Here is a 25,921-nt window from a genome sequence, read left to right on the forward strand (position 1 = left end):
ACCTGCAGGGTTTTCTCGCGCCGCCGAGAATGGTGGCGCGCAACGCTTCCCCCGCGAGGAAAGAGGGCAGTGTGAGGGCTTTGCTGCGCATGGCGCAGGTCCACATATACGAATGGCGCCGTCAAAAACGTTCGTGCTTCGGCAGCCATGCGCGCAAAAAAAGGAACGCTCCGACTTTACGGCCCTGTGACGGGTCCGTGATCGGAGCGTTCCAGATTCTTAAACCGATTCTGACGCCTGTGCCGACAAGATTGACGGCACAGCGACGTAAGAACAAATCGGCGAAATTTACTCGGCGGTGCGCGGCTTGATCAGCGGTCCACTGTCACCACCGATGCCTCCCTTCAACTCCACCGAGGAACTCGAGGAAGCCGCGGTCGCGGCAGCGGACTCTTGGTTTTCCGCGTTGGCGTGTTCTTCCTCGCTCCACTCGACGCGCTTGCGCGACAGTCCGATTTTGCGCTCTTCAGTGTCGACGCGCAAAATCTTGACTTCGATCGGCTCGCCGACTTTGACGATATCTTCGGGATTCTCGACCTTATGGTCGGCCAATTCCGAGATATGCAACAGCCCCTCGAGCCCGTTCTCCAAGCCGACGAATACGCCGAAGTTGGTGAGCTTGGTGACCGTCCCGGTGACGATCTGGCCAGGCTGGTACTTGTTGGGGATGTCCGTGGCCCAGGGATCCTCGCTCATTTGCTTGAGCCCCAGGGCGATGCGGCGACGCTGCTGATCGACCGAGAGCACTTTGCACTCGATCTTCTGCCCCTTCTCGACCGCTTCGCTGGGATGGCTGATCTTGCGCGTCCACGACATATCGCTGACGTGCAGCAGGCCGTCGATCCCTTCTTCAATCTCGATGAAGGCACCGTAATTGGTCAGGTTGCGTACCGTGCCCGTGACCATCGAGCCTGGCGGGTAACGCTCGGCCACCTTGTCCCAGGGGTTGGCCTGGGTCTGCTTCATGCCGAGCGAGATTTCCTGCTTCTCGCGGTTGATGCCTAGCACGACGACTTCGATCTCGTCGTCGATGTGTACCAACTCGTTGGGATGGCTGATGCGCTTGGTCCACGACATTTCGCTGATGTGGACCAGCCCTTCGATCCCCTCTTCCAGCTTGACGAAGGCACCGTAGCTCATCACGTTGACCACGGTTCCCTTCACGCGGCTGCCAACGGGGTACTTCTCTTCGACTTTCTCCCAGGGGCTGGCCGACTTCTGCTTCAGGCCCAGGCCGATCTTCTCGCGCTCGCGATCGATGTGCAGGATCTGCACTTCGATCTCCTGGTCGATCGAGACCAATTCCGACGGGTGACCGATGCGGCCCCAGCTCATGTCGGTGATGTGCAGAAGGCCGTCGATGCCTCCCAGGTCGACGAACGCGCCGAACTCGGCGATGTTCTTGACCGTGCCCTTGCGAATCTGACCGACTTCGAGCTCGGCGAGGAGCTTGGCCTTCTTCTCGGCCCGTTCGGTCTCGATCAGCGCCCGGCGGCTAACGACGATGTTGCGGCGTGCTTCGTCGATCTTCAGCACGACGCACTGGATCGTGCGCTCGATGTAATCGCCGATGTCCGGCGGACGGCGGATGTCCACCTGGCTGGCCGGCAAGAATACGTTGACGCCGATGTCGACCAGCAAACCACCCTTGATCTTGCGGGTGACCTTGCCAGTAACGATATCTCCTTCGTGGACGGTCTCCATGACCTTCAACCACGCTTCGATCTTTTCGGCCTTCCGCTTCGACAACAGGATCATGCCGCCATCGGCGCGGGCCATGTTGCCGTCTTCGATCTCCTCGATCAAAACCTTGACCGTCTGGCCAGGCTCGGGCGGGGCTTCGTCGACTTCCCACTCGGACAGTGGGATGGTTCCTTCGCTCTTGTAGCCGACGTCCAGCAGGACCAGGTCCCCTTCGACCCGGATCACGCGCCCGATCACGATTTGATTCAGCGTGATGTCACTGCCGCCGCTGGCCAGATCGTCGGGCGAGGTGCCCTCCATCGCCAGGGCCAGTTCCTGCTCCCACTCCACCTCGCTGAGATCGAGGTTACGAATCAGATTACGGTTGACCATGTAGGAAGTGTCACTATCTCCGGCCCGACAGGCATTGAGAAATCACCGGACACCGCATCAGGGGTCGCTATCTGTGGACCCGCGGGGCGTCTGAACGCACGTGAATGTGCGAGTACGGTGGCCTGTACGCCGGCGTTCAAGGAAAGCCCACTCACCGAGATCATCACGCGATGACCTAAAACCCTCGGTTTGAAGGCAGGCCGGAAAATATACCACTATTTGCCCGGGGTCACAATCGCTGTGTGACGAGGGGGAGAGCTGGGAAAGTGTGACCTATTATCAAGCCGCGTTGGCCGGCTCGACAGCGGATTCCCCGGATTGCCAGCAGCCGTCGCAGATGCCGACCGTTTCGACCGGGGGCTGCGCGCCGCGGCGTTCGTAATGCTCGCGGCAATGGACTGCCTCGTCCTCGGAGAGGGTGAAGTGCCGGTCACAGCGTAGGCAACGACAGTCCATACTCCTATCAACACGCGAGAAAGGGTGCTGTTTCCCGGCATTTGCTGACATTTTCGCAACCTGCGAATCGACCTCGCCGCGAAATTACTCACCGGCCTCGGCCTTCGCGCGGGCGATCTGCGCTTGCAGCTCGAAATCCTGAACCCGAAGTACTTCGACCTGGGTACCGCGCGCGCCCTCTCTCCTCGCTTTGGCAAGGTCCCGAATCTGGCCGGCATACTTGATTGCCTCGTCGCAGGCTTTGATGCGATCCTGCTTTGTTTCCGCGTATTCCAGTCGCGTGGCAAGCAGCTCGCGCCGGGCTGATAGGACATCCGTGTATTCGATACGCCCGTTTTGGTAGAGCTTCGATGCCACGTCGCATACCTCTTCCAAAATCGCCAGTCGCTGCTGCTCAAGCTTCTTGATATCGGGCTGGGCCTGCCCGGGCTCCTCGGGCTTGCCGGAATTGCAAATCACGAGCAGCAGGCCCAGGCTGATCGCCGCCAGACAGATCGAAGCCTTCGACGTCGAATGCATCGAGAATCTCCTTGATGGGTGAGTCGCGAGGATAGTTGCGGCGCGCTCGCCGAAGCTACGCAGATTGTCGGCCTGCAGCCGCGGGCGCCGGTAGAAGCAATCGTAACCGCGCCGAATGCAGGCTGCGTCGGTAAAAAGGTTAATTACTATTAACGTGACTTTTTTATTGCATACCGACTTTGACACATGTAACATTCGGAAGCTTGTAAGGTCATAATTTCGCCGGAGTGACGCTCCTGAACCTTCTCTAAGCCGGTTCTGCTCCCCTCGGTTTTGGGCGGCTCTTTTTCGACCGGCCTATTTTTCCCTGATTCGTGCCTCCGGCTTGCGTCCGCGCTCCCGTGGACAAATCGGCCGTACGCAATCGATCAACGTGTGCGATTTCCCTGAGGCTTTATGTGACTGAGCAAGTCCGCGAACTTCATCTTCTGGAGCTAGATCCAAATGACCAGGGCAGTAAGAGTCGTTGCCTTGTTTTTCCCAATGGCCGTCTCCTGCACAATGGCTGCTGCAACTCCGTATGCCGATCTCTACGGGACAGGCATTGCGGCTGACGGATTTTCGCTCCTTGCCGGGGGTGCGGTCGATCCGCACTGGTCGTTGGTTTCTGCGCCGGCTGGCTCGGGCCTTGGCCCATCGGCGTTCGTTGCCCAGGATACCTTTCCCTATCCCTTCCCGAACGCGTGGGTGGCCAACGGCTTTCAAAGTCAATGGATTGCACCAGCTGCGGATCAAAGTGGCGCGATGCCAACTGGCGACTATGATTATCGAACCACCTTTAACGTCGACGATATCGCCCCACTGACGTTCGCATTTGCTGGTTCCTGGGCTGTCGATGATTCTGCCTACATGTTGATCAACGGGCAGCCGATCGGGATCACGAATTCGGGTGCGAATCAGCTTTCGCAGTTCTTCCTCGTCGATTCGGCGGCCGTCGTAAACGGCGTCAACACGCTCGACATCATCGTCACCAACGGCCGCGGCACAGACCTCAATGCCAGCGGCCTGCAAATCAGGATCCAGGCCAACCAAGCTCCCGAGCCGTCGACGCTCGTCTTGGCAGCGCTCGGCGGATTGGCCTTGCTGGTTTACCGCCGGCGGAAGTGAATTGCTCCCCCGGTGACTGCGGGAAAATGTGATCGTCCCGAGGATGCAGGTTTCGCTACGAAATCAAGCCAGCGGCCCGCCACCAACACACCGGACGCGAAGGTGGCCCACGAGTAAGCCGGCGAAGCAGATTGCGACGAGTACGATGCCGCTCGGTTCAGGCACGGCGTTCGCCGCGGCGGTACCACCACCGGAAGTACGCAACCAGTTCGAGGAAACGAGGGCGAGATCCTGGCCATTCACAATGTTGTCCCGATTGATGTCGGCCGCGTAGCCAGGCCCCTTCGCCAGCCAGTTGCTAGAAACGAGTGCCAGGTCCTGACCGTTGACGATTCCGTCGATATTCACGTCCGCCGAAATCTTCGGCGCGAAAGTCAACGAGAGGATCGGTGCCTGGAACCCCGACGACTGTTCGAGCGATCCGAATTGCGTGTTGGTGTCGTCGCTCGCGGCCACGAAGCGAAGCCCCAGATCCTGGTTTGAGCCGAGCAGCGATTGAACCGTGCTCAATCCGGCGGCGTTCAAAGCAATCGCATGTAATCCCGACCCAAGGGTGATGGAATTGTACGATCCGATCAAGGTGCCGGCCGCGGTTGCGTCGCGTAGCCGATCTCTCGGAAATTTGCCTTAACGCCATTGATCGTAGCGTTGATCGGTATGTAACCGAGCGGCACATCGACAATGGCGTGAGTGGCGTCGAAGAAATTCATATCCAGGCCGTACGAGCCGGGAGGATACATATTCACCGTGTTGCCGGTGACATTGGCATCCGATCCGGCCACGATGGTGAACGAATCCGCCCGCGCCACGTGCGAAGGCACCAGGAGACCGATCGCGAGTGTCGGTGCGCAGACGAGCGCGCACGCCAAGAATTGGCGAATTTTCGAACGTTTCATATTTTGCCCCCAAAGCAGCTTGTCGCCCGATGACGCGAAGAGCCCCAAACATTCGCACTGCTCTGTCGCAGGTCATGTTAATGTCCGCGCCATGTGATGCAACTATTTGTTGCCGAGGCTGCGAATCATCGAGGGGCGTTGCAGTCGAGGCCCCAGAAAATGCACCGCTACGGCCACAAATGATGGGCGGAATGGCGCTGTTACGCGACGTGCGTGCCTAATTCCGTTTGCGATGTAACGCGTGGCGTTGGGCGGGGGATGGCGGATTCATTCATGGCCCGCAATCGGGCTTGCTTGGCGATTTCGTGACACTGGCGGATGCGGCGCTCGGCCTCGACCACGAGTTCGCGCTCGCCCGTGTTCGCGGCTTCCTCGGCGGAAATCGGTTCGCCGACGTGGACGTGGATCGTCGACAAGCCCGGGAACAAGTGATCGCGCGGCCAGGCTTGATACGCTCCGTCGATGCCGACCGGAATGAGCGGTACCTTCGCGCGTTTAGCCAATGCGGAGAAGCCGGGCTTGAGCGTGGTCACCTCTCCATCGCTCGATCGAGTGCCTTCGGGAAAGATCAGCACCATTTCGCCGCGCTTCGCGCGTCGCAGAGTTTCCTTCAACCCGGCGAGCCCTAACCCCTCGCGGTCGATCGGAATGGCATCGACCGATTGGATCAACCAGCGAAACGGCGGAAACGCGAACAGCGTCTCACGCGCCATGTAGTTCATGCGACGATTGAACGTCATGCCGACTAATACCGGATCGAACAAGCTTTGATGATTCGAGAGCACCAACGCGCCGCCGGTCGCCGGTTCGTTCTCGCGTCCCGTGCAACGAACACTGCACAGTCCAATAAAAGCCATTCGAGTCGTGAATTGCAGATACCGGTACCAAAGTTCCTTCGCGAGTGATCGATCGGCCATGCGAACCGTCTCAACTACCGATGACGCGTTGTTTACCGGTGACAGTCATGCCTATCGTCCGCGCGGTGATTTCAGTTTGTCGGTTGCGGCATCCGAGCCCGCACGAGCACTTCCAAGCGATCGACGACCTCTTCGGCTGCCAGTCCGTCGGTGCTGAAATGCACGGCGTCCACGGCTGCGACCAGTGGCCCCACCTCGCGCGACGCGTCACTTTCGTCGCGACGATTTTGATCGGCGAGCACCTCTTCCAAGCTTAGCTTCTCGCCACGGGCCGCTAAATCGGCCTGCCGCCGGCGAGCTCGTTCCTCGGGCGAGGCATCCAGGAATATTTTGCACTCGGCCTGCGGAAAGACGATGGTTCCCTGGTCGCGCCCCTCGGTGACGATATCCAAGCGTCCGGCGACTTGCCGTTGTAATTCCACCAGGTGGACACGGACCGCTGGGTTATTGGCCGCGTAATGTGTGGCCGAGGTCACGGCGTGGCTGCGAATTTCTTGACTGACGTCCTGCCCTTCGAGAAACGTCCCGTCCTCCCGAACTTCGATGTTCGACGCCCGCGCCAATGCAGCGAGGGCCTGCGGATCGTCCCAGGAGAGTTCTTGTCGCAGGGCAGCGAGCGCCACGGTCCGATACATAGCACCGGTGTCGAGAAATGCGAACCCCAGACGCTGCGCGAGCGCTCGCGCCACGCTGCTCTTGCCCGCACCCGCCGGTCCGTCGATGGTAACGATCATGATTCAAATGAGAGGGATCGCGAGAGTCGATTATCCGCGCAGACGTACTTCAATTTCGACTAGTTCAAACGGTGCCACGTCGATCGTGACACAATCTCCGGCGACGGGCAACTCGGCCAGCGTTTGTCCGCGAAAATCGAGGTGTCTCGCCTGCATTACATCATGTACTGCACGCAGCCGGACGCGACCGGCCAGCCCTTCGGTTTCGGCCAACCGCGCCCGCACGAGCGGTCCTTGCCCTTCGTCCCGCCGCGCCTGCCAATGCGTCACCGCGACGTTCTTCGCATCGACATGAAACAACCAGTTCGACGTGTGTGGACCGGCCGGTCGCGCCGCTTGAGGAACGACGACGATCGGGGCCAACTGCTCGATCGCCTGCTGCATGGGATGAGCGAGGTCGAAACCAACGGCATACCGAAACACGCGGCGTGTTTCGGCGGCTGTCACCAGTAGGCTATCGAGCATTCGCCCCCCGACGCGACGATGATAAGGTAGCCCGGAGGACAGGATCGTGGTCGTGGCACGGCTACCGCGAAGCTCAATGTAAAGCGGCGCTTCGAGCCGGCGCGCCTCGCTCTTTTGTCGTGCCAGTCCCACGTCGCGAAGAATCTCCACATCCTCATCCGGCCAGGCGAACCGTGCTGCGAAAAAAGATTCCCAAGGATCGCCTGCCGCCGGCTGTGCAATCTCGAGCTCGGTTTCGATCTGCACAACGCGGGCGCCGAAAGCCAATCGATAGCGCTGCGTAAAGCGCGCGAGCTCGCGGCCGGTCGCATCGACCAGCCGCCCACGGCTGGTGATCTCGCCCACGGCCGTGCCGGTTTCAGTAACTTCGACGGCGTCGGCCACCATCACGGAATATTCGGCTCCTTCGTCGGTATCGCGCCACACGTCGCCAGGCCGGGGCGGCGGTGGAGGAGTCCGCCGCGCCAGTTGCACGGCCAATCGATTCCCGCGCTGCGCCAAGTCGTAGATCGCTTGAATGGCGCCCGTTGCGGGATTGATCTCAACGCGCAGGAACTCGTTGGCCAGGGTCGTGCCGGCAGCAATCGGCGGGGGGCTTTTCTTCTTTGCCGCCGGCGCAGGCGTTCCTGCCGACAGCCAGCAAAATCCCATGCTTGGAATATCGGCCACAACGACGCGACGACCACTCGACTCTTGCGCCGCTACAACCGCGCCTTCGACGTCCGGCAAACCACTGAGCGACGAAACGTCGATCAACTGCCGGCGCGCGAAACTATGCGGATTTACAGCCAGCAGGCCAGTCGCCGAGGCGCCGGGCGGGGCCAGCACCGACGATAGTCGCGCTGCGGATTCGTTCACTTCACTCGTTAGCTCGTTGTCGGGCTCACTTCCCGACTCGTCATGCCGTCCTGGGATCGCGCCACCGATGCTTACCGTCATCGCATCAATCGCCTGGACCATATAACGTATCGCCTGTCGGGCGTGCTGGTCCACGAATCCCGAGATCGGTTGCGACTCGTTCTGCGCCGCGGCCTGTCGCAGATAAGGCGCGTGGTATCCGTCGGCTTTGAACTTGATTAGCTCGCCGGGGCTGGCGGTATTGGTGAAGTATTCTTCGAGCGTGACGAACTTCCCCAGGACCGGTCCGTACGCCGCCATTCGTCGCAGGTCACCGTAAAACGTGTCGGCCTGCGATGGCCAATGCGCGAACACGATCGTCGCGACATGGTCACGATCCATTGACTCGCCCAAGGTGCGTGGCAGACCTAGAAACGTATCGGGCCGATTCGCATCCAGCGGCAATCGCACCAGGGCGTCGATCGCCGAATAGTCGAGCCCCTCCCAGCGAACCTTGGCTTGCGAAGCCGTCGCGAACCGCCCGTCGTCGAGCGTCGCATGGACCGCGCCAATGAAGCCGAAGCGCGACAATAATTGCGGCAACACGGGTGACAGGCCGAATCGCCGCCGGCCATAAACGCGCGGCGCCTGGCCGAGCAGATCCTGGTAGGTGCGAACTCCGGCCTGAAACTCGGTCAAGGTTTCTTCAAGCGGCAACAGCGGCAGCTCGCGCTCGCTCTGCTCTCCGCCGACCAATGACACCGTTTGATGGTCTAGCGCCACGCGCAACGCGACCAAGGTTTCTGGCGCGGCTTCGGCCAAATGCGCCAGGGTGTCCCCCGAGATCAACAAGTTCTGCGGAACATCACCGCCGAGCTGCGTGCGCAAAGATTCGCCAACCGTGGTCGGCGCGACTAGCGTCAGGTCGATCAGGAAGGCGTCGACCGGATAGAAGCGCTCACGCGCTTCGACCAGCACCTCGAAGCTATTTTGCAAATGACGCCGTGTCGTCTCGGCATCGCCGGCCACGCAGGCTCGCGCCGCGGCCAACGCCTCGTTCTGCAGGTGGACCTCGTCGATATTGCTCATGTAGCGCATCTGCCGGGTGAGCAATTCCACGGCCAGGTAACCGTAGCCGAGCGCCAGAAAGTCGGCCGTCAATTTCGGGTCGAGCGTGGGTTGCTCGTCGAGCCCCGCGAGCGCTGCCGAAACGATATCGCCTCGGCGCGTCAGCTTCCGTACGACGTGCGCCCCTTCACCCGTGGCGCGCGATACCCATCCGGCCAATAGCTGCGATTCGCTGGTCGAGGGGATCACGATCAGCCGCCCCGCGAGCGCGTCGGGCGGACCATCGGCACGGTACCAGGTCGGCAGCCGACCGGTCGTGGCCAGTAGCGCCGGGTGCCAGAGCGCGGACCAGGCGGCCAGCAGACCCTCGGCCGATGCCCCCTCATAATGCGTGGGAAAATCCTCCAGGCTATGACAAGGCAGGAGGACGCAGGCTTCTTCAAATTTCATAGGGGCAATGAGTTCGGGCGAACGGCCCGAGAGCGGTCAGGGGTGCGGCGGCTGGGAAGTCCACGATAGCCCGCTCGCCAGGGGAAGTCGAGCCGGCGCCGGCTGGTCGTTGGCCGCAGAACCGGCGCTCCATCCGAACCCTCGGAGTAATGACGGAAGGGTACGGCCAGTTCGTGGTAATTTTCACGATCCAGGCTCTTGCGACGTCCCCAAATCTGGTTGACACTAGTTTATGTAACTCGATAATTAGGCTTGGAATAGGGCAGGCGACCCCCGCGTTCCCATCATGGCCTTTTTCAGGCCCGGGTTGCCCAGCAGAAGGGCCTGATTCGGCCCGGCGGTCCAGAGCGAGGAAGATTGGCATGGCCAGAAGTGATGCCGTTTGGGGTATCGATATCGGCCAGTGCGCGCTAAAGGCGCTGCGCTGCCGCCCAGGGTCCGACGCGTCGCAAGTCGTGGCCGAGGCATTCGACTATATCGAATATCCCAAGATCCTCAGCCAGCCTGAGTCGGATCCCGTAGCGCTGGTTCAAGAAGCGATCGCCCAATTCCTGTCGCGCAATAGCGTGCGCGGCGATCGGGTGGCGGTTTCGGTCCCCGGTCAAAGCGGCCTGGCGCGGTTCATCAAGCTGCCGCCGGTTGAATCGAAAAAGATTCCCGACATCGTCAAGTACGAAGCGCGGCAGCAGATCCCATTCGCGCTGGAAGACGTCGTCTGGGATTACCAGAAGATGGTCGGCGGCAGCGAAGAAGAAGGCTTTGCGCTCGAGACCGAGGTCGGCCTGTTTGCCATGAAGCGTGATCAGGTTTATCGCGCGCTGAAACCGTTCATCGATGCCGGCATCGAAGTCGATTTCGTACAACTTACGCCGTTGGCGCTCTACAACTTCATCGTCTTCGATCAAATGCAGGATCTGCCGGCCCCCAGCGAATACGATCCCGACGCTCCTCCGCCGTCGACCGTGTTGCTCTCGCTCGGCACCGACTCCACGGACCTGGTTGTCACCAACGGCTTTCGCGTCTGGCAGCGCAGCGTGCCGATCGGCGGCAATCACTTCACCAAGGCGCTGACTAAGGAGTTGAAGCTCACCTTCGCCACGGCAGAACATCTGAAACGTAACGCCGCCAAGGCCGAGGATCCCAAGGCGCTGTTCCAGGCCATGCGTCCGGTGTTCAACGATTTGCTGACCGAAGTGCAGCGCTCGATTAATTTTTTCTCGACTCTTGATCGTCGCGCCAAGATCGGTCGCGTGGTGGGGCTAGGGAACGCGATGAAGCTTCCCGGTCTGCAGCGCTATCTGGCACAAAACCTGGGAAATGATTTCAGCCGCTTGGAGAGCTTCCGTGGGCTGACCGGTCCCGCGGTCGTCGACGCGCCGGCCTTCAAGGAAAACGTGGCCAGCTTCGGCGTCTGCTACGGCCTGGTGCTGCAGGGCTTGAAAGAATCGGCCATCCGCACGAACCTCTTGCCGCGCGAGATCATGAAAGATCGCATGATCCGCGCCAAGAAGCCGTGGGCCGTCGGCGCCGCGGCCGCGCTGTTGTTGGGCTGCACGGTCAGCTACTTCGGCTATTGGCGCGCTTGGAACGCGGTGCTGCAGCCAAATTATTTTGCCCCCGCTGTGGCCCGGGCTGGCGAAGTGGTGACGCGTGCCCGCGGCTTCGAATCGAGCTACACCAAGTCCAAAGAGGATTACAAGAAGACCAGCGACGTGGGGCAGAGCCTAGTCCCGTCGGCTGAGCGGCGCGAGCGCTGGCTCGAGGTCTGGAAGGCGCTGAATCTCGCCTTACCCGTGGACGAAGGAGAACTCCCGGCCGACGTCACGAAGCGGAAGTCATTGAATATCTTGTCGATTCAGGCGCAGCATCTGGATGACGTGGCGCCGTGGTACACAGCGATCCAGGAATTCGATAAGCCTGAGCTGACAACGCCCCCGCCCGCGCCTCCGGCAGCGCCGGCAGCCGAGGCCGCGCCGGCTGGTGAAGGGGGCGAGCCCGCTCCTCCTGCTGCCGAACCGCCCCCGGCCGAAGCGGCGGCGCCGGACCCTGGCACCGGCCCCACCGGCTCAGGTTGGGTCATTTCGCTGCGTGGGTATCACTATCACAATGACAAGGTCCATCTCGAGACGAGCAAGGAGAGCTACGTACGGCAGACGCTGATCAAGAATCTCAAGGCGGCAAAGATTTCGATTCCCGAACAGGATCGAAAAGAGGGGGGCCCGATCGAGATCGATCTGAAAGAACTCGGGCTGGCCTTCCCGGTCGTGGTTCCCGCCAACGGTGCCCGTACGTACGAATGTTCCTGGGAAAACAAACTGGAAGCAGGGGATGCCGGCGGCGACGCCGATGGTGTCCCAGGTCAACCCAAGCTGATTCCCGCGCCGCGCTTTGATTTCGTTGTGGAACTTTGCTGGCTCGACGAGCCGCCGAAAGAAGAACCGCCACCGGGCGCGGAAGGCGCTCCCGCTGAGGGTACCGAAGAGGCCGCACCAGCGGCTGCGGCTCCGCCCGCGGCTGTCGCCCCCGCAACGCCTGCTGCTCCGGCCGAGGGTGCGCCCGCGGAAGCGGCTCCCGGCGGCGAACAGCCGATGCCCCCCGCCGGAGAAGCGCCTGCCGCACCGGCTGGCGATAGTCCGCCCCCCGCAGGCGCTGCGCCCGCCGAGGACAATCCCGCGGCGCCGGCGGCCGCCGCTCCTAATCCCTGACCTGCGAGTGCCACGCGATGGATCAAGTGAAAGTTTTCCTGCGTCAGTTGAAGAAGCATCACTTCTGGGTGCTGTCGGTATTGACTGCGCTGGTTGGTTTTCTCTGCTGGTGGAGCGGCGCGAACACGTTGGCCAGCGCGACGAAAACCAATCAGGACCTCGTCACGAAAAGCTTCAACGATCTGCAGGATGTCGACAAATCAGCCCATCCGGCGAATCAACAATTTACCGATGGCGTTAACAGCAAGAACGAAGATCTGAAAAAGCAAGTTCTGGCCGAATGGCAAAAGGCGTACGACGCGCAGCAAAAAACCTTCAGTTGGCCCGAGTTGGTAGCCGCGGACATTGCGCCGCTGAAACCGGAAGAGCCGATTCCCGACCTATACCGCGGGCGCTGCCGCAGTAGCGAGGTCTTCCTCAAGGACCTGCACGACAAAGTCTTCGCCATGGCGGACTATCGCCATCCCAAGATCGTGCCCGAGGACGCCATAAACGACCCGAACAAGGCGAAACCGGCTGCGGACAAGCGTGAAGAGGCACCGGAGGAAGTCGAAGAGACCATGGAAGGCCTCGTCGTTTGGAATGCCGCGCATCACAAATCTCTCGTGCAGCGCTACACGCTCATGAATGAGCCGGGGACTCCTTCGACGCTGAACCTTCGCCTGGCACAAGAAGACATTTGGGTTTTGCAGAACCTGGCCCGGGTCATTCGTAAGACAAACGAGGGTGCGGCGGACGTCATTGCCGTGCCGATCAAACGGATCGATTCGCTCGATATCGCGCAGTGGGCCATCAATGATGCGGTGCGCGAAAGTCCTAAAGTTTATGCCGACAAGACTGCCGAAACCGGCGGTGGCGGCGGCGGATTGGGCGGTGGGGGCGCAGGCGGCGGTGGCGGAGAAGCGCTTCCCGAGGGTGCCACGGCCGCCGAGCGCGAAAAGGTAATGGATGACGAACTCTTGGCGGGGCGCTATCTGGCCGATACTGGGCTGCCGCTCGGCGCCGCGGACGCGCCCCCCTATGCCGAGTTCAAGCTGATGTTCGTCCGTTTGAAGGTCGTTATCGACCAGCGCAAGATTCCCGACCTGCTGGTGAACTGCGCCAATGCCGAAGTGCCGATCGAGGTCGTCCGCCTGACGATGGACGAACCACTGATGTCGGCGGGCAACAAACCGAATGCTCCGGCCGGCGGCGCAGGACAGGGCGGATTGCGTGTCAACCAGAACAATGCCCCCGCGGCGCGCCCCCAGGGGGGTAATGCCGCGAACGCGAATAACGACGTCGAGGCCACGCCCGCGGACGTCACGGTCGAGATCTGTGGCTTGCTGCAGATCTTCAATCCGCCTGACGCCGAGAAACTGGGGACCGGTTCGGCGGCTGATCCCGGCAAACGCCCGGCCGGCGTTCCCGCGGCCGTTGTCAAAGCGCCGCGCTCCGGCGGCAGCAGCGGCGGCGGTGGAATGCGCGGTAACTAACCATCATTCGCAGGCACCCTTCCGGCTGAGTCTGATGACGGAAATACAGCGGCGGAGAATCGTATGAAAATGAAAATCAAAAAGTTCGACAAGGCCCAACTCCTCGAGTTTCTCACGGTGCATGTTGAGAAAGGGGTATTCGGTCTCTTCATTCTCGGCTTTCTGTTTTTCTGCATCGGGGCGCTGAAGCATTCGCCCTATGACAAGGTGCCGAAGGACTTCATGGACGCCGCCTCGCGTGTGGACTCGAAGGTGACTGCGTCGACGTTCGATCCCGCGGCTGATGTTCCGCCGGTCAAGGAGCTGCCCGAACCGCGTGATGTTCAGGACGTTGTGTGGAGAACGGATACCGGGTGGAATCGCCCGGCGTTCGACATGAAGAAGCGTCGCCCGGAGCCGAAGTTTCTCGCCCTGCAGGATTTGCACATCGCGCCTGGCTATGGCGCGATTTTGGTCCGCGCCCCGGCGGCGGACGGAGAAAAACCCGGCGCGGCACCTCAGGCCGCCGCGCCGCGGGCGAATCCCAGCGGCGGCCTGCGCGGCGCCCTTAACGCGGCGGGAGGCGCTGCGCCGGATCCAGGTGCGGCACGACCGGCCGCGGGCAGTTCCGTGAAGGGAAAACAATGGGCCGTGATTACGGGCCTGATTCCCTACGCCAGCCAGGTGAAGGAGTACCGCACCGCGTTCCGCGACGTCCGCTTTGCTCAGGCGGATCTCGACTATCCGAATTACCATTCCTTTGAAATCGAGCGGGCCGAAGTTCCGCCAGGCAACTCGGCCGACGCCGAGTTGAAGTGGGTGCTGCTCGACCGCAAGCAGGCCGAGGCCGAAGAGGCGACGATCGGCGAAATCGCCGTCGACCCGGTCGATCCGGTGTTCGAGGATCGGACCTTAACGAAACCGATTCCCAAGATCAGCGGCAAGGAACATGATCGCTCGGTCGGCCATCCAAAGATTCCCGTCGGTCCACAACCCCAAGGGGGCGGCAATGCGGCCCCGCAAGCCGCGCCGGCCGGCGGCGGTGATGGGCTTCGTGGTCGTGGGGGCGGACTGCGTGGAGGCAATCCCGGCGCAAATCGCGCCGTAGTCGCTAACAGCACGCCCAGCGTGCTGGTCGACAATAAGCTGTTTCGTGTCTTCGATTTTTCCGTGGTGCCGGGCAAGACCTATCGCTACCGCGTGCGGTTGGTCTTGGATAATCCGAATTACGGCGTCGGCGCCCAGTACCTGGCCAACGCTGCGTTTGCCAAAGGGCTGACGCGTCAGGCTCCGTGGAGCGAACCTTCCGCGGAAGTAAATATCCCGCGTGGTTTCAGTATGCTGGCCGGCGGCATCAAGCCGTCGCGCAACGTCAATGACGGCAAGTTGGAAGTCGTGCTGCGCATGTGGGATCAGAAAGAGGCGGTCGACGCTTCACGACTCGTCGAGCTCGTCCGTGGGCAAGTGGCGAACTTCGCGGCCGAAGAAGTTCCCATCGATCGCGGCAACGGCTCGCCGGAACCGCGGTTGATTCCCTTCAACACCGACATGTTGGTCGTCGACATGACCGGCGGCGATAGCCTGGCCATTCCAGGCGGGCCGCGAGCGCGGGCCCCCAGCCAGGTTCTGGTGCTCGAGCCTAATGGCAAGCTGACCGTTCGCAGCGAACTGGCCGATGCCGAAACTTACGAACCTACGAAGCAGCGGCTCAAGCAGTTGCAAGAGGCAATGAAACCGCCCCCGGAAAAGGACGAAGAGGACGACAAGGGCAAAAAGGGCAAGCCCGAAGGGGGCGGACTAAGAGGCTTGGGGGGAGCCGCTGCGAAGGCAACCGGCGGAGCCAAAGGGGGCAAGTAGTCGCCGTTTGGATCAACGCTAACTGCTAGCCCTCTAAAAGCCTTTCCCCCGCCAGCATCGTACTTCGGCAACACCAAGACGCTGGCAATAGCGGCCACGCCTTCAAACGCTTGCTGCGCGCAATGGCGCACAGCTTCGTGCGCCGCTAAGTCTCTCGGGATCTCTCGCCGCTCTGCACCCCGGGATTTTCACTGTGCCAGGCGTATTTCGCGCCTGGTAGCAGTCCGTACGATTCGGCCTGTTTTCGGCAAGTGATATTGACCGGAATTCCCTCGGCGAGTACTTAACCGCCTCTCTTCTGCGGAATTCCAAGTTTCCTCTCAAGTTTTAGTCATATCGCGATGGCTCACAGGCTGTCGCCGGCAGACTCGTTTGCAGGCGTTCGTAACGGTTCCTACCGCTCGGCCGGTGAGAACCGCTTGAGGGTCAGAACAAATACGACGGCACGTTAACGCCGATGTGCCGGCGCAAAAGATTGTTGGCATCCACCATGATCAAGACGTGTGACCGAAGCATGATCGACACCCAAGCGCCTCTGGCGCAATCTCACAGCGCGCCGAATCCGACTGTCCGTGGCCTGAGACTTTTGAAGGAGGGCGTGTTGAAAAACTCGTTCGCCATTTTCGTCGGCTCTTTGACGGTGATCGCGCCGTGCGGCACGCGTTGCCTGGCCAATACTTCGACCATCGCGGTCGCAACCTTTAGCGCGATGGCCGCGAGCGGGCAAACCATGCCTCGCTCGGGTGATTCGAAGCGCGAAGTGTTGTCGCTGTTGGGGCGCGCCCGCAAAGCGATGACCGAAGCCGATTGGGACACTGCCGATTCCTTGATCGCGCAGGCCGAAGCACAGCACGTGCAATTCGGAAAGATTTATTTCGGCGACACGCCGGAAAAGGCGCGGCGCGACTTGGAGCGGCAACGCCCCGCTTCGAAGGCTCCCACGAAACAAGCGATCGCGGGCAAGGGGCGCGATGCGAAATCGGACATTCCGCCCGCCGGCCAGGTCGCCGCGCCGGGCACGATCAAGGCTCCGGGCGAACGTCCGCTGAAGGGACAGCGTGCCCCGACCGCCGAGCGCGTCGCCGACGGTCAGTCCCTGCGTAACGAACAATCCTTCCCGCCTGTCAACGACCGTCGCATGGCCGGCGCCGAGGCGCGCGGCGCGAATCCCTTCGAGGCTGTCGACCGCGCCGCGGCCGTTACAGCCTCCGAACCGACCATGGTGCGACTGCCGACCTCGACCGCGGGAGCCGCTCCGGGCGAGGAGCTCGCCGCGCAACCGCTACAGCAAGCGGCGGGCGCCATGATCGACGCCGCGATGGCGGCCGAAGTCGCCGCCGAGATGGCTCCTGAAGTTGGCGCCGAGGCAGTAACGGCCGTGGGCGATCAAGCCCGCGCCGCTAGTGACAGTCTGCTGGTTTCCGCGCGCAAGGCCCTGGCCGTTGGTGATACGGCTCGTGCCGCGGCCATGGCGGCCAAGGCAAAGGCGATGTCCATGCGTTACGATCTGCACGAAGACAATCCGGAAAAGATCGAGGCGGCCATCCAGAAGCAGATGGAATTCGCCCAACTGCGCATTCCCAAGGACAGCGAGGCCTTCCGTCGCCGGCAGGTCGAGTTGCTGATGTCACAGGCGGAATCGCTGCTGCTGTGGAAAGAATTCGACGACGCCGAGCGACTGGCCAGCGACGCTTCGCACCTGCCGGTCAACTACGGGCCGTTCGACGCCAAACCGCAAGACGTGCTGAATCGTATTGCCGTGGCCCGTCGCCGCACTGGTCGCTTCCGCGACAATGCCGTGGCGCCGGCTGCCTTCGAAGCGCAAGCCGTCGGACAAGTCACGGGTGCCGCGCCGGCCGAGCCGGCGATGACCGAATCGGCCGAGGCCGTTCCGCAAGATGTCGCTGCACAACCGGCAACGGGCGCGCAACCCGCGCCGGCCGGACAGCGCGCCTATTTCGAGCCCGATCGTGACGCCACGCGCACGGTGCCTGCTTCGAACACGGTAGGCAATGAATTGCGCAATACCCGGCCCGAGAAATTGGTGCGCACGCCGGCCAGCCGTGCTACGAATCCCACGCGCCGCGCTAGCGCCGAGATGCCGCCGGCCGGATCGACGGACAATGCCTCGCTCGAGCCGCAAGCCATTCCCGAAGCCACGCCCGAGCGCTTGCCGCCGGCCGCCGGCGAGGCGGGCTCGATGCTAAACAAGACCTCGGTCGATCAGCAGGTCCTGGCCAAGAAAGTTATCGCGGACCTGGTGGCGAAGAAGAGCGAGGCGAAACGTTTGCAAGAAAGCGATCCCAAGCGATCGCTCGAAATTCTTCGCCAGGCGCGGGTCATGGTCGATAAGGCAGGCCTGGATCAAGACACACGCGAACGGTTGCTGCGCAGCGCCGATCGCAGCATCGGCGACGTCGAGCAGTACATCGAGCTCAACCGCCCCCGCATCGAACTCGACGAGCGCAACGCGGCCGTCAAGGGAGAGATGGATCGCGAGCAACAGGCCAAGCTCGAAATGCAGGACAAGCTGGCCCAGGAAATCGAGAAATTCAACAGCTTGATGGACGAGCAGCGCTTTGCCGAGGCGGAAGTCGTGGCCAAACGCGTGCAAGAAATGGCTCCGGACGAGCCGGTCGTGCAGCAATTGCAGTGGCAGGCCAAATTCGTCCGCCGACTGGCGAAAGTCCGCCAGATCGAAAGCGACAAGGAAAACGGCTTCGTGCAGCAACTGCAATCCGTCGATGAGGCCTCGATCGGCTTTGACGATCGCAAGCCGATTCAGTTCGCCGATGTACGCGATTGGGAGAAATTGTCGAAGTCGCCGTTCCGCAAGAAGATCGAGGGGCGCGCACGCCGCTCAGAGAAGGAAATCGAGATCGAAAAGAGCCTGCGCACGCCCGTATCGCTGAAGTTCCAGGATGCGCCACTGAGCGAGGTCATGGACCATCTGAAGACGTTGGCCGGCGTGAATATCCATTTGGATCCGCGCGGACTGGCGGCTGAAGGAGTCACGACCGACATGCCGGTGAATATCGACCTGTCGGAACCGATCTCGTTGCGGAGCGCCTTGAACCTGATCCTCGAGCCGTTGCACCTGAGCTACGTCGTGAAGAACGAAGTGCTCAACATCACCAGCGAGCAGCTTCGCGACGGCGAGGTGTATACCGTGACCTACAACGTCGGCGACCTGGTCATGCCGATTCCGAATTTCATCCCCGATAACAACATGGGCCTGACCGGCGCCGTGAACAGCGCCCAGGCCAACGCCCGATCAGGGATGGTCGGCGGCGTCTACTCGGGCGATGCCCCGTTGACCGTAGCCAGCGCCAGCGGCAGCAACACCAATGCCGTGCTGGATCCGCGGATCCTCGCCCAGATGGGCGGAACGAGCGGCCCGATGGCCGGCATCGGTCAATCGATGGGCGCCGGTCCCGGCGGACTCAGCGGTGGCGCACAACCCGACTTCGACAGCTTGATCGATCTGGTCGTGCAGACGATCCAACCTGAAAGTTGGGATGCCAACGGCGGGCCGGGCTCGGTCACGCGGTTCCCGAACAACTTGAGCCTGGTGATCAGCCAGAAGCAGGACGTACACGAGGAAATCGCCGACCTGTTAGCGCAGCTTCGCCGCCTGCAAGATTTGCAGGTCACGATCGAGGTGCGGTTCATTACGCTCAACGACAGCTTCTTCGAACGTATCGGCGTCGACTTCCAGGTCTCGCTGCAGGACTATGCTCCGGCGTCACTGGTTGGTGGACAGAACGTGGGAACGCTCAACCAGGGCTCGGCTCTGTCGAGCTACGACCCGCAGCTCTACCAGAAGACGTCGGCCACGGTCGGTACGTCTGCCGCGGGCATTGGCCAATACACAGACGACTTGAACGTCGACTTGACGCAAGGAAGCTTCGCAGCCGCGGTACCGCAGTTCGGCAGCTTCTCGGCCGGTTCAGGTGCCACGTTAGGCTTTGCCATCCTCAGCGACATCGAGGCCTACTTCTTCATCGAAGCCTCGCAGGGCGATCGCCGCAGCAACGTGCTGCAGGCACCCAAGGTGACGCTTTTCAATGGACAGCTCGCCTCGGTCTCGGACGTTTCGCAAAGCCCGTTCGTGATCAGCGTGATCCCGGTCGTGGGTGATTTCGCGGCGGCCCAGCAACCGGTGATTGTCGTACTCTCGGAAGGGACGATGCTGACGGTGCAGGCCGTGGTGTCCGAGGATCGACGCTTCGTGCGATTGACGCTGGTGCCGTTCTTCAGCAGCATCGGCGCCGTGAACACGTTTACCTTCCAAGGATCTAGCAGTTCGACGTCCAACAGTTCGTCGCTAGGCCCAACAGACTCCACCACCGGCCGTACGACGTCGACCGTGACGACCAGCGAAGGCACAACGGTGCAGTTGCCGACGTTCTCGTTCGTCAGCGTCAGTACCACGGTCAGCGTGCCTGACGGTGGTACCGTGCTACTGGGTGGTGTGAAGCGGTTGAGCGAAGGTCGCAACGAATTCGGCGTCCCGATCCTCAACAAGCTGCCGTACATCAACCGTCTGTTCCAGAACTCGGCCATCGGTCGTCAGACCGAAAGCTTGATGATGATGGTGACACCACGCATCATCATTCAGGAAGAGGAAGAGTTTAACCTGACGGGTCAGAACCCGCCGAATCCGTAAGCGACTCGTGCCCCAATTGCCCTGGGGCCGTGTGATCGACTTGCGGAGCGTTAAGAATAGCGACGTTGGGTGCCGCTGCATGATTGGCAGTGGCACCCAAAGAGTCGCATCTCTGAACGAGCCAGCCGTTGCATTCGAAGCAGGTTCTTCAATGGCCGCTAAGCGCTTTCGGCCTTGAAGCGGCGTACGGGTGGGCTATCCGCGTCGTCGTCGCTATCCATTGAATCGTGGCCATCTTCTTCCGATTCGGCCTCGTCGGTCTCTTCGAAGTCGTCTCCGGTGTTCTCTTCGTCGAACGCGGCCTGCGGGGCGAGCGGCTTGGCGACGCGGCCCGCGGCGCGTGACTTGGTGGGCTGCACCTCGGCTTCTTCGCCCTCGGCCGCCTCGTCGTCGAGTTGATCCTCGGCGGATTCTTCGTCCTCGTAGTCGTCGGTGACTTCGTCGCCCTCTTCTTCTTCGTCCACTTCCTCGTCATCGGCGTCGGAGTGTTCGACGTTCAAGACCACCGAATGGCGGGCACGGCCCGACGGAATCGGCGCTGGTTCATCCTCCTGCGAGGGATCCGGCATGACCTTGTTGCGACGCGCCTTGGGCGGTTCAGGCTTTTCCACGGCGTCGCCGTTCATGGCGTGCCATTGCTCGATCGTGATCAGAACTTCGCGGGCTTGCGAGCCGTTGTACGTGCCGACAACGCCGTCTTCGGCCATAAAGTCGATCAGTCGGGCGGCGCGGCCGTATCCGATGCCTAGCGATCGTTGCAGCAACGAGACGCTGCCGCGTCCCTCGCGAATCACGACGTCGACGGCCGCATCATACATATCGTCGCGGTGGCGCGGCGCACTGGCCTCGGCTTCGGCCGGCGCCGCGGGCTTGAGCTGTACCAGCTCCTTGACGAATTCAGGCTCGTTGGTGCCGACGAACTCGACGATCTTGTTGATCTCGTCGTCGCCGACGTAGGTGCCCTGGCCGCGAATGAGCGTACTGGTGCCTGGCCACAGGAATAGCAAGTCGCCGTTGCCCAATAGCTTGTCGGCTCCCATCTCGTCGAGCACCACGCGGCTGTCCGTGCGGCTGGCGACCTGGAACGCGATGCGGGCGGGCAAGTTCGATTTGATCAGACCCGTAATGACGTCGACCGTCGGCTTTTGCGTGGCCAGCACCAGGTGAATACCGACGGCACGGCTCTTTTGCGCCAGGCGGATAATGTGCGTTTCGACTTCCTTGGCGGCGGTCATCATCAGGTCCGCCATTTCGTCCGCCACGATCACAATGTAGGGCAGATGCGTGGGGATGTTCTTACGCTCTTCATCGTTCTCGGGCTGCAAACGCTCCATCAACTCTTCTTCGCCGAGTTGGTTGTAACCCGAGATATGCCGAACGCCGGCGCGGGCCAGCAGCGCATAACGCTCTTCCATCTTGTCGACGGCCCAGGCCAGGATCGCCTCGGCCTTGCGCATGTCGGTCACGACCGGATGCATCAGGTGGGGTAGCGTTTTGTAGCTGCTCATTTCGACCATCTTGGGGTCGATCAGCAGCATGCGCACTTCGTCGGGCCGACGGGTCATGAGCATCGACACGATCAACGTGTTCAAGCACACGCTTTTGCCCGTTCCCGTACGGCCGGCGATGAGCAAGTGCGGCAGCGTCGTCAGGTCGACGACCATCGGATTGCCGGCGACGTCCTTGCCCAAGTAAATCGGGATGCGCATCTTGCTGGCTTTGTCGTTGGCCTCTTCGATCACTTCGCGCAGACGAACCGTCTGCCGTTCAGCGTTGGGCACCTCGATGCCCACCGTGTTCTTGCCGGGGATGGGGGCCACGATGCGCACGCTGGGAACGCGCAGGGCGATGGCCAGATCGTCGGCCAGGCCCGTGATCTTGCTTAGCCGGAGGCCGGCTTCGAGTTCAACTTCGAATTGTGCGATCACGGGCCCGGTCTCGATCTCGACGACTTTCACGTTGAAGCCGAAGTCGAGGAACGTCTTCTCCAGAATCTTGGCCTTGCGGCGGACGTCTTTTTCATGCTCCTCGAAATGGATCGGCTCGCCTTCGACCAGCATGTCGATCGACGGCAGTTCGTAGGGGCGCGTATCCTCAGTGCGCGACGCCGCGTCGAGGGCAGCCATCACTTCCTGACGCTCGCCGCGCTTCGCTGGCGGCTTGATGCGCAGTCCGCTAGCGGGCGCCTCATCCTCTTGGCCATCGCTTTCTTCTTCGCCGCTGTCGGTTTCGGCTGTCGCCGCATCATCCGTCTCGACAATTTCTTCATCCTTGATGGCTTCGGCCGCGGCCACCTTGTCGATTGCCTTGCCGCGGATCTTTACCGCCATGTCGCGCGTCTCGGCATCACCGAGATCGGTGCGCGGAGCAGCCGGCTTCTCGGGCTTGGCCATCGCGCCGCGCACGCTCGACAATCCGCGCCCCGCCGCGCGCGCCGGAACGCCCAGCACAACCGCCGAAGCGCGAAACACCAGATAATCGCTACACAAGAGCAGGCCGCAGACGAGCACGCTCAAAACGACCAGATACGCGCCGGCCGTGGCCAGGTGGGTTTGCAGCACCGTGCGCCCCACGGCGCCGAGGTAACCGCCTGAGCCGGCGACGGGACCCGGCGAAAGGCTGGGCGCGGCCATGGCCAAGAGCGTTGTCAGCCCAACCAGGGAAACGACCCAGCCCAAGGTTCGCATCCAGGCCAGGTCCGGTGTACGTCGCGACAATAATAGAAAGGCCACGACGCCGAGCGAAATCGACAGGTAGTACGCCCCCAGCCCGAGCGATTCGAGAAGCGCATGCGAGACGCGCGCGCCGAGCGGCCCGCAGACGTTGTGCGTCTCGGTCTGTGGCGGATAGGTCAGGTGCGCGGGGGGATCACCCGCGTCATAGCTGACGAGAGACAGGCCGAGGAACACCGACAAGGCGACCAGGCCGAGCGCGATCATGTCGCGCTTGATGTTGCGATTTTCAGGCATGTGCGACCAATGCGTCTCGGGTGTGAGACCGACGTTTCGCGGCGTTCGCGGCAACGTCTTGGAGGGCGCATCCGTGCCCGTCATTCGTCCTGAGCCGAATCGCGCGCGACGAAGCCGTCGGGCGAGATTCGGCAATATTGGTTAGATCGACCATCAACCCATCCTGTCGCGAACGGCATTTTTTCGGCGGGTGTGGCTTGCCTGATGCACATCGAGAGTAAGTTCAGCGAGGCAGGCAGAACCGGCAGGAAGCGTTTTCGATGACTTTCTGTTAGTAAGTCTAGCGCGGCGCGGCACGGCGGCTACGGCCGAATCGAGGTGGGAAGCATGGCCGACCGCGGACATGATCCGCTTATGACGACTGGCAAAGATTTGCTAACGTCAGCAGCGTTCACTCGCTGAGAACTAGCCACCACCGAAATGCAACACGCGGGCGACAATCCAGGAAGGTTGCCGCCCGCGCTGTGGCGATCCAGCGTCAGGGGGATTTCGCGGCGGGCTTAATACCTGAGTATCAAGTCCGTATAGACGCGGTTTTGCAGGATGTCGTGGTTTTGCGTCAGTGGTGTTTCCCAGCCGGCGCCTACTTCCCAATGGCTGCTCGGCTTCCAACGGGCGCCGATCACGTAAGTGGCGACGTTGGTGCCGGCGACCGCGGCCGTGGGAAGGTTCACGATGTCGAGACCGGTCAGCCCGTTCGTGGCGTTAAGGCCGGCGCTGCGCATCCAGTGGTACCAGTTCACGCCCATCAGCGGATAGATGTGGCCAGGCAACTCGTAGTCCCACTGGTTCGACCAGTACCACATCTGCGTTCCGTAGTTCGAGTCTGTGGGAATGCGGAAGCCGGAGCCGCTAATCCAGTGGCCGCGATCGAAGATCTGCTTGCCTGCGGTGGCGAAGAAGTGGAAGTCGCCGGTGCCAAATCCTTGAAACACGTTGCGGAAACCGGGAATGAAATAAGTCGCACCCACCGAAACGAGAAACTGGTTATCGACGTCCCGAATCAGGTTGTACTTACCGCCAATCGGCGCGGACATAAATCCGTGCGGATGGCCGTTGTCACTATTGTTGAGTTGCATATCCGCCAGGCGCGGCGCGATCACGCTAAAACGGTCCGAAATGCGTCCGCGAAACTGTGCTCCGTAAACCTGCACATCACCGCCACCGGTATTATCGCGCGGTAGCGTGTTGTCGATAAAGATCGTCCGCACTTCGGTCAGCGAGCGCGGATCCTCGAAGAAGAACGGGTTCGAAATTGGGCTGATGAAACGGTCAAAGCAGTGATCACTTGGTAGAAAGCCGAACAGCCGCTTCCGCCCGTTAAAGCAATCGCAGCACTCGGGCAAATCGCTGTCGCAGATACTGCGGCATCCGCTGTAACAACTGCCGACTGCGGCGCCGCCCGAACAATCCTCGGCGCTATCCTGGTATGAGGCCGCTGGTTCCGGAGCACTCTGCGACTCGGCCGCTCCGTCGTAGTACTCTGCGTACTCGGCACGCACAGCCGTTGAAAAAGCGAATGTCACTGCGGCGACGAATGTCGCCGCGAAGAATCTCTGCATTTCCCCACCCCGCCTTGTGAATAGCCAGATACTCCATCGTGATTGACTGTATTATCGCGGTGTGGGAATGAGTAGATTTACTTCTTTTGATGAGCCTCTGATAAGTGCTAGCAACGGAAAAGTTTCGCCAGGCTGTGCGATCGGCCGCTTAGCGCGCTGACGTCGGGCGGGGAGCGAGGTTCAGTTTGGGCCCGAAGACCCCTGCGCCGCGCGCCTTGAGTATGGCCACCAGCTCGCCGGCTTCGTCCAGGGCGGCCAACTCTTGATGGTCGACTTCGGCCGTGCCACTCAGATCAAGGAACCGGCCCTGAGCGATCGTTGCGATCTGCTCGGCGCTCAAAGTCATTGTTCGCACACCAGGCGCGGCGTCACGCATTGGACGTAGCCACTGCGTGACATTGTCGAGCGACAGTTGATTGCAGGAGTACGCGTTGGCAACGCAAAAAGGGCCGATCTCGGTGCGCTCGAGCGCCGACATCACGGCGGCCGTGCCGAGCGATTCGGCCAGATCGCGCCCCAGCGAACGCACGTACGTTCCCGATCCACAACGGATGTCGACGATCAATTGCGGATAGGCGTACTCGATTATATCAAACGCGTAGACCGAAATTGGCCGCGCAGCGAGCTCAACGGCGCGCCCGGCTCGAGCCAGATCGTACGAGCGCTTGCCCGCCACGCGCAGTGCGGAGTAAACGGGCGGACGCTGCATGATCTGGCCGACGAGCCGCGTCGCGGCCGTGGCGATCGCATCAGAGCTGGGACGCGGCGCGTCGGGTAGCTCGGTGATTTCGCCTTCGATGTCTTCGGTGGGACTCGAACGACCGAGTTGAAACGTGGCCCGATAGCGTTTCGGCGCACGTTGCACGTAATCGATCAATCGCGTCGCGGCCCCGACGCATATCACCAGGACCCCGGTCGCCAGCGGATCGAGCGTGCCAGCATGGCCTGTGCGCTCAGGACGAACCAGCCGCTTTACGATGTCGACGACGTCGCGTGACGTTTTGCCGGGGGGCTTATTGATGTTCACGACGCCTGACAGCGGCGGCTTGCTACACGTCGGAGTGGGCATCAAATCCAAATTCTGCGAAGGGGCACAGCGGGACGCAATTGGCAGCACGAACCGAGATGGTCTATGCTCGCGATTACCAGCGGTCGATTATCGAGGTAAATGTGCGGGAAG

Annotated in this window: 16 protein-coding genes; 5 read left to right on the top strand and 11 right to left on the bottom strand. The window is 61.6% G+C overall.

Annotation, left to right across the window (positions count from 1 at the left end; genetic code table 11):
- Positions 1-288: 288 nt before the first annotated feature.
- From VGN12_25270 to VGN12_25280, 3 genes are all read right to left on the bottom strand, one after another.
- Positions 289-2,076: a 30S ribosomal protein S1 gene (locus VGN12_25270; GenBank protein ID HEY4312786.1), complete on the bottom strand. Its 1,788-nt coding sequence runs from the start codon at positions 2,074-2,076 to the stop codon at positions 289-291.
- Between the two features lie 279 nt (positions 2,077-2,355).
- Complete coding sequence (locus VGN12_25275) at positions 2,356-2,532, bottom strand: hypothetical protein (protein HEY4312787.1); 177 nt, start codon at positions 2,530-2,532, stop codon at positions 2,356-2,358.
- 84 nt (positions 2,533-2,616) lie between these two features.
- The gene (locus VGN12_25280; GenBank protein HEY4312788.1) at positions 2,617-3,051 is read right to left on the bottom strand and encodes a TolC family protein; all 435 of its coding nucleotides are present in this window, start codon (positions 3,049-3,051) and stop codon (positions 2,617-2,619) included.
- A gap of 501 nt (positions 3,052-3,552) precedes the next feature.
- Here VGN12_25280 and VGN12_25285 point away from each other — a divergent pair.
- On the top strand, positions 3,553-4,158 hold the full coding sequence (locus VGN12_25285) for a PEP-CTERM sorting domain-containing protein (protein HEY4312789.1): 606 nt from the start codon (positions 3,553-3,555) through the stop codon (positions 4,156-4,158).
- A gap of 63 nt (positions 4,159-4,221) precedes the next feature.
- On the opposite strand, the gene VGN12_25290 is transcribed toward VGN12_25285, so the two are convergent.
- The 5 genes from VGN12_25290 to VGN12_25310 all read right to left on the bottom strand — a co-directional run bounded on the left by VGN12_25290 (position 4,222) and on the right by VGN12_25310 (position 9,525).
- Positions 4,222-4,668, bottom strand: a complete 447-nt coding sequence (locus tag VGN12_25290) for a dockerin type I domain-containing protein (GenBank protein HEY4312790.1) — start codon at positions 4,666-4,668, stop codon at positions 4,222-4,224.
- 65 nt (positions 4,669-4,733) lie between these two features.
- A complete protein-coding gene (locus VGN12_25295) occupies positions 4,734-5,054 on the bottom strand; it encodes a hypothetical protein (protein HEY4312791.1) in 321 nt (106 codons plus the stop codon).
- A gap of 200 nt (positions 5,055-5,254) precedes the next feature.
- Positions 5,255-5,971 (bottom strand): lysophospholipid acyltransferase family protein, encoded by a 717-nt coding sequence (locus VGN12_25300; GenBank protein HEY4312792.1) that lies wholly within the window; start codon positions 5,969-5,971, stop codon positions 5,255-5,257.
- Positions 5,972-6,042: 71 nt separating this feature from the next.
- On the bottom strand, positions 6,043-6,705 hold the full coding sequence (cmk, locus tag VGN12_25305; protein ID HEY4312793.1) for a (d)CMP kinase: 663 nt from the start codon (positions 6,703-6,705) through the stop codon (positions 6,043-6,045).
- A 30-nt stretch (positions 6,706-6,735) separates the two neighbouring features.
- Positions 6,736-9,525, bottom strand: coding sequence for a hypothetical protein (locus VGN12_25310; protein ID HEY4312794.1), 2,790 nt, complete (start codon positions 9,523-9,525; stop codon positions 6,736-6,738).
- 362 nt (positions 9,526-9,887) lie between these two features.
- On the opposite strand from VGN12_25310, the gene pilM reads away from it, so the two are divergent.
- The 4 genes from pilM (at position 9,888) to VGN12_25330 (ending at position 20,210) form a co-directional block, all read left to right on the top strand.
- Positions 9,888-12,230 (top strand): type IV pilus assembly protein PilM, encoded by a 2,343-nt coding sequence (pilM, locus tag VGN12_25315; GenBank protein ID HEY4312795.1) that lies wholly within the window; start codon positions 9,888-9,890, stop codon positions 12,228-12,230.
- A 17-nt stretch (positions 12,231-12,247) separates the two neighbouring features.
- Positions 12,248-13,705 carry a hypothetical protein gene (locus tag VGN12_25320; GenBank protein HEY4312796.1) on the top strand — a complete coding sequence of 486 codons (1,458 nt, stop codon included), beginning with the start codon at positions 12,248-12,250 and terminating at the stop codon, positions 13,703-13,705.
- A gap of 63 nt (positions 13,706-13,768) precedes the next feature.
- Entirely contained in the window at positions 13,769-15,541 is a 1,773-nt protein-coding gene (locus VGN12_25325) for a hypothetical protein (protein ID HEY4312797.1), read from the top strand.
- Positions 15,542-16,142: 601 nt separating this feature from the next.
- Complete coding sequence (locus VGN12_25330; GenBank protein ID HEY4312798.1) at positions 16,143-20,210, top strand: hypothetical protein; 4,068 nt, start codon at positions 16,143-16,145, stop codon at positions 20,208-20,210.
- Between the two features lie 158 nt (positions 20,211-20,368).
- Here the strand turns inward: VGN12_25330 and VGN12_25335 are convergent, their stop codons facing one another.
- From VGN12_25335 to truB, 3 genes are all read right to left on the bottom strand, one after another.
- The gene (locus VGN12_25335) at positions 20,369-23,179 is read right to left on the bottom strand and encodes a DNA translocase FtsK 4TM domain-containing protein (GenBank protein HEY4312799.1); all 2,811 of its coding nucleotides are present in this window, start codon (positions 23,177-23,179) and stop codon (positions 20,369-20,371) included.
- A gap of 500 nt (positions 23,180-23,679) precedes the next feature.
- Complete coding sequence (locus tag VGN12_25340; protein ID HEY4312800.1) at positions 23,680-24,741, bottom strand: hypothetical protein; 1,062 nt, start codon at positions 24,739-24,741, stop codon at positions 23,680-23,682.
- A gap of 148 nt (positions 24,742-24,889) precedes the next feature.
- Entirely contained in the window at positions 24,890-25,810 is a 921-nt protein-coding gene (truB, locus tag VGN12_25345) for a tRNA pseudouridine(55) synthase TruB (protein HEY4312801.1), read from the bottom strand.
- Positions 25,811-25,921: the final 111 nt, after the last annotated feature.

The organism is Pirellulales bacterium (assembly GCA_036499395.1).
Classification (GTDB): domain Bacteria; phylum Planctomycetota; class Planctomycetia; order Pirellulales; family JACPPG01; genus JACPPG01.

Excerpts from the sequence above, each read along its gene's own strand:
- VGN12_25270 (HEY4312786.1), bottom strand. The coding sequence starts at position 2,076 with ATGGTCAACCGTAATCTGATTCGTAACCTCGATCTCAGCGAGGTGGAG.
- VGN12_25275 (HEY4312787.1), bottom strand. The coding sequence starts at position 2,532 with ATGGACTGTCGTTGCCTACGCTGTGACCGGCACTTCACCCTCTCCGAG.
- VGN12_25280 (HEY4312788.1), bottom strand. The coding sequence starts at position 3,051 with ATGCATTCGACGTCGAAGGCTTCGATCTGTCTGGCGGCGATCAGCCTG.
- VGN12_25285 (HEY4312789.1), top strand. The coding sequence starts at position 3,553 with ATGGCTGCTGCAACTCCGTATGCCGATCTCTACGGGACAGGCATTGCG.
- VGN12_25295 (HEY4312791.1), bottom strand. The coding sequence starts at position 5,054 with ATGAAACGTTCGAAAATTCGCCAATTCTTGGCGTGCGCGCTCGTCTGC.
- VGN12_25300 (HEY4312792.1), bottom strand. The coding sequence starts at position 5,971 with ATGGCCGATCGATCACTCGCGAAGGAACTTTGGTACCGGTATCTGCAA.
- cmk (HEY4312793.1), bottom strand. The coding sequence starts at position 6,705 with ATGATCGTTACCATCGACGGACCGGCGGGTGCGGGCAAGAGCAGCGTG.
- VGN12_25310 (HEY4312794.1), bottom strand. The coding sequence starts at position 9,525 with ATGAAATTTGAAGAAGCCTGCGTCCTCCTGCCTTGTCATAGCCTGGAG.
- pilM (HEY4312795.1), top strand. The coding sequence starts at position 9,888 with ATGGCCAGAAGTGATGCCGTTTGGGGTATCGATATCGGCCAGTGCGCG.
- VGN12_25320 (HEY4312796.1), top strand. The coding sequence starts at position 12,248 with ATGGATCAAGTGAAAGTTTTCCTGCGTCAGTTGAAGAAGCATCACTTC.
- VGN12_25325 (HEY4312797.1), top strand. The coding sequence starts at position 13,769 with ATGAAAATGAAAATCAAAAAGTTCGACAAGGCCCAACTCCTCGAGTTT.
- VGN12_25335 (HEY4312799.1), bottom strand. The coding sequence starts at position 23,179 with ATGCCTGAAAATCGCAACATCAAGCGCGACATGATCGCGCTCGGCCTG.
- VGN12_25340 (HEY4312800.1), bottom strand. The coding sequence starts at position 24,741 with ATGCAGAGATTCTTCGCGGCGACATTCGTCGCCGCAGTGACATTCGCT.
- truB (HEY4312801.1), bottom strand. The coding sequence starts at position 25,810 with ATGCCCACTCCGACGTGTAGCAAGCCGCCGCTGTCAGGCGTCGTGAAC.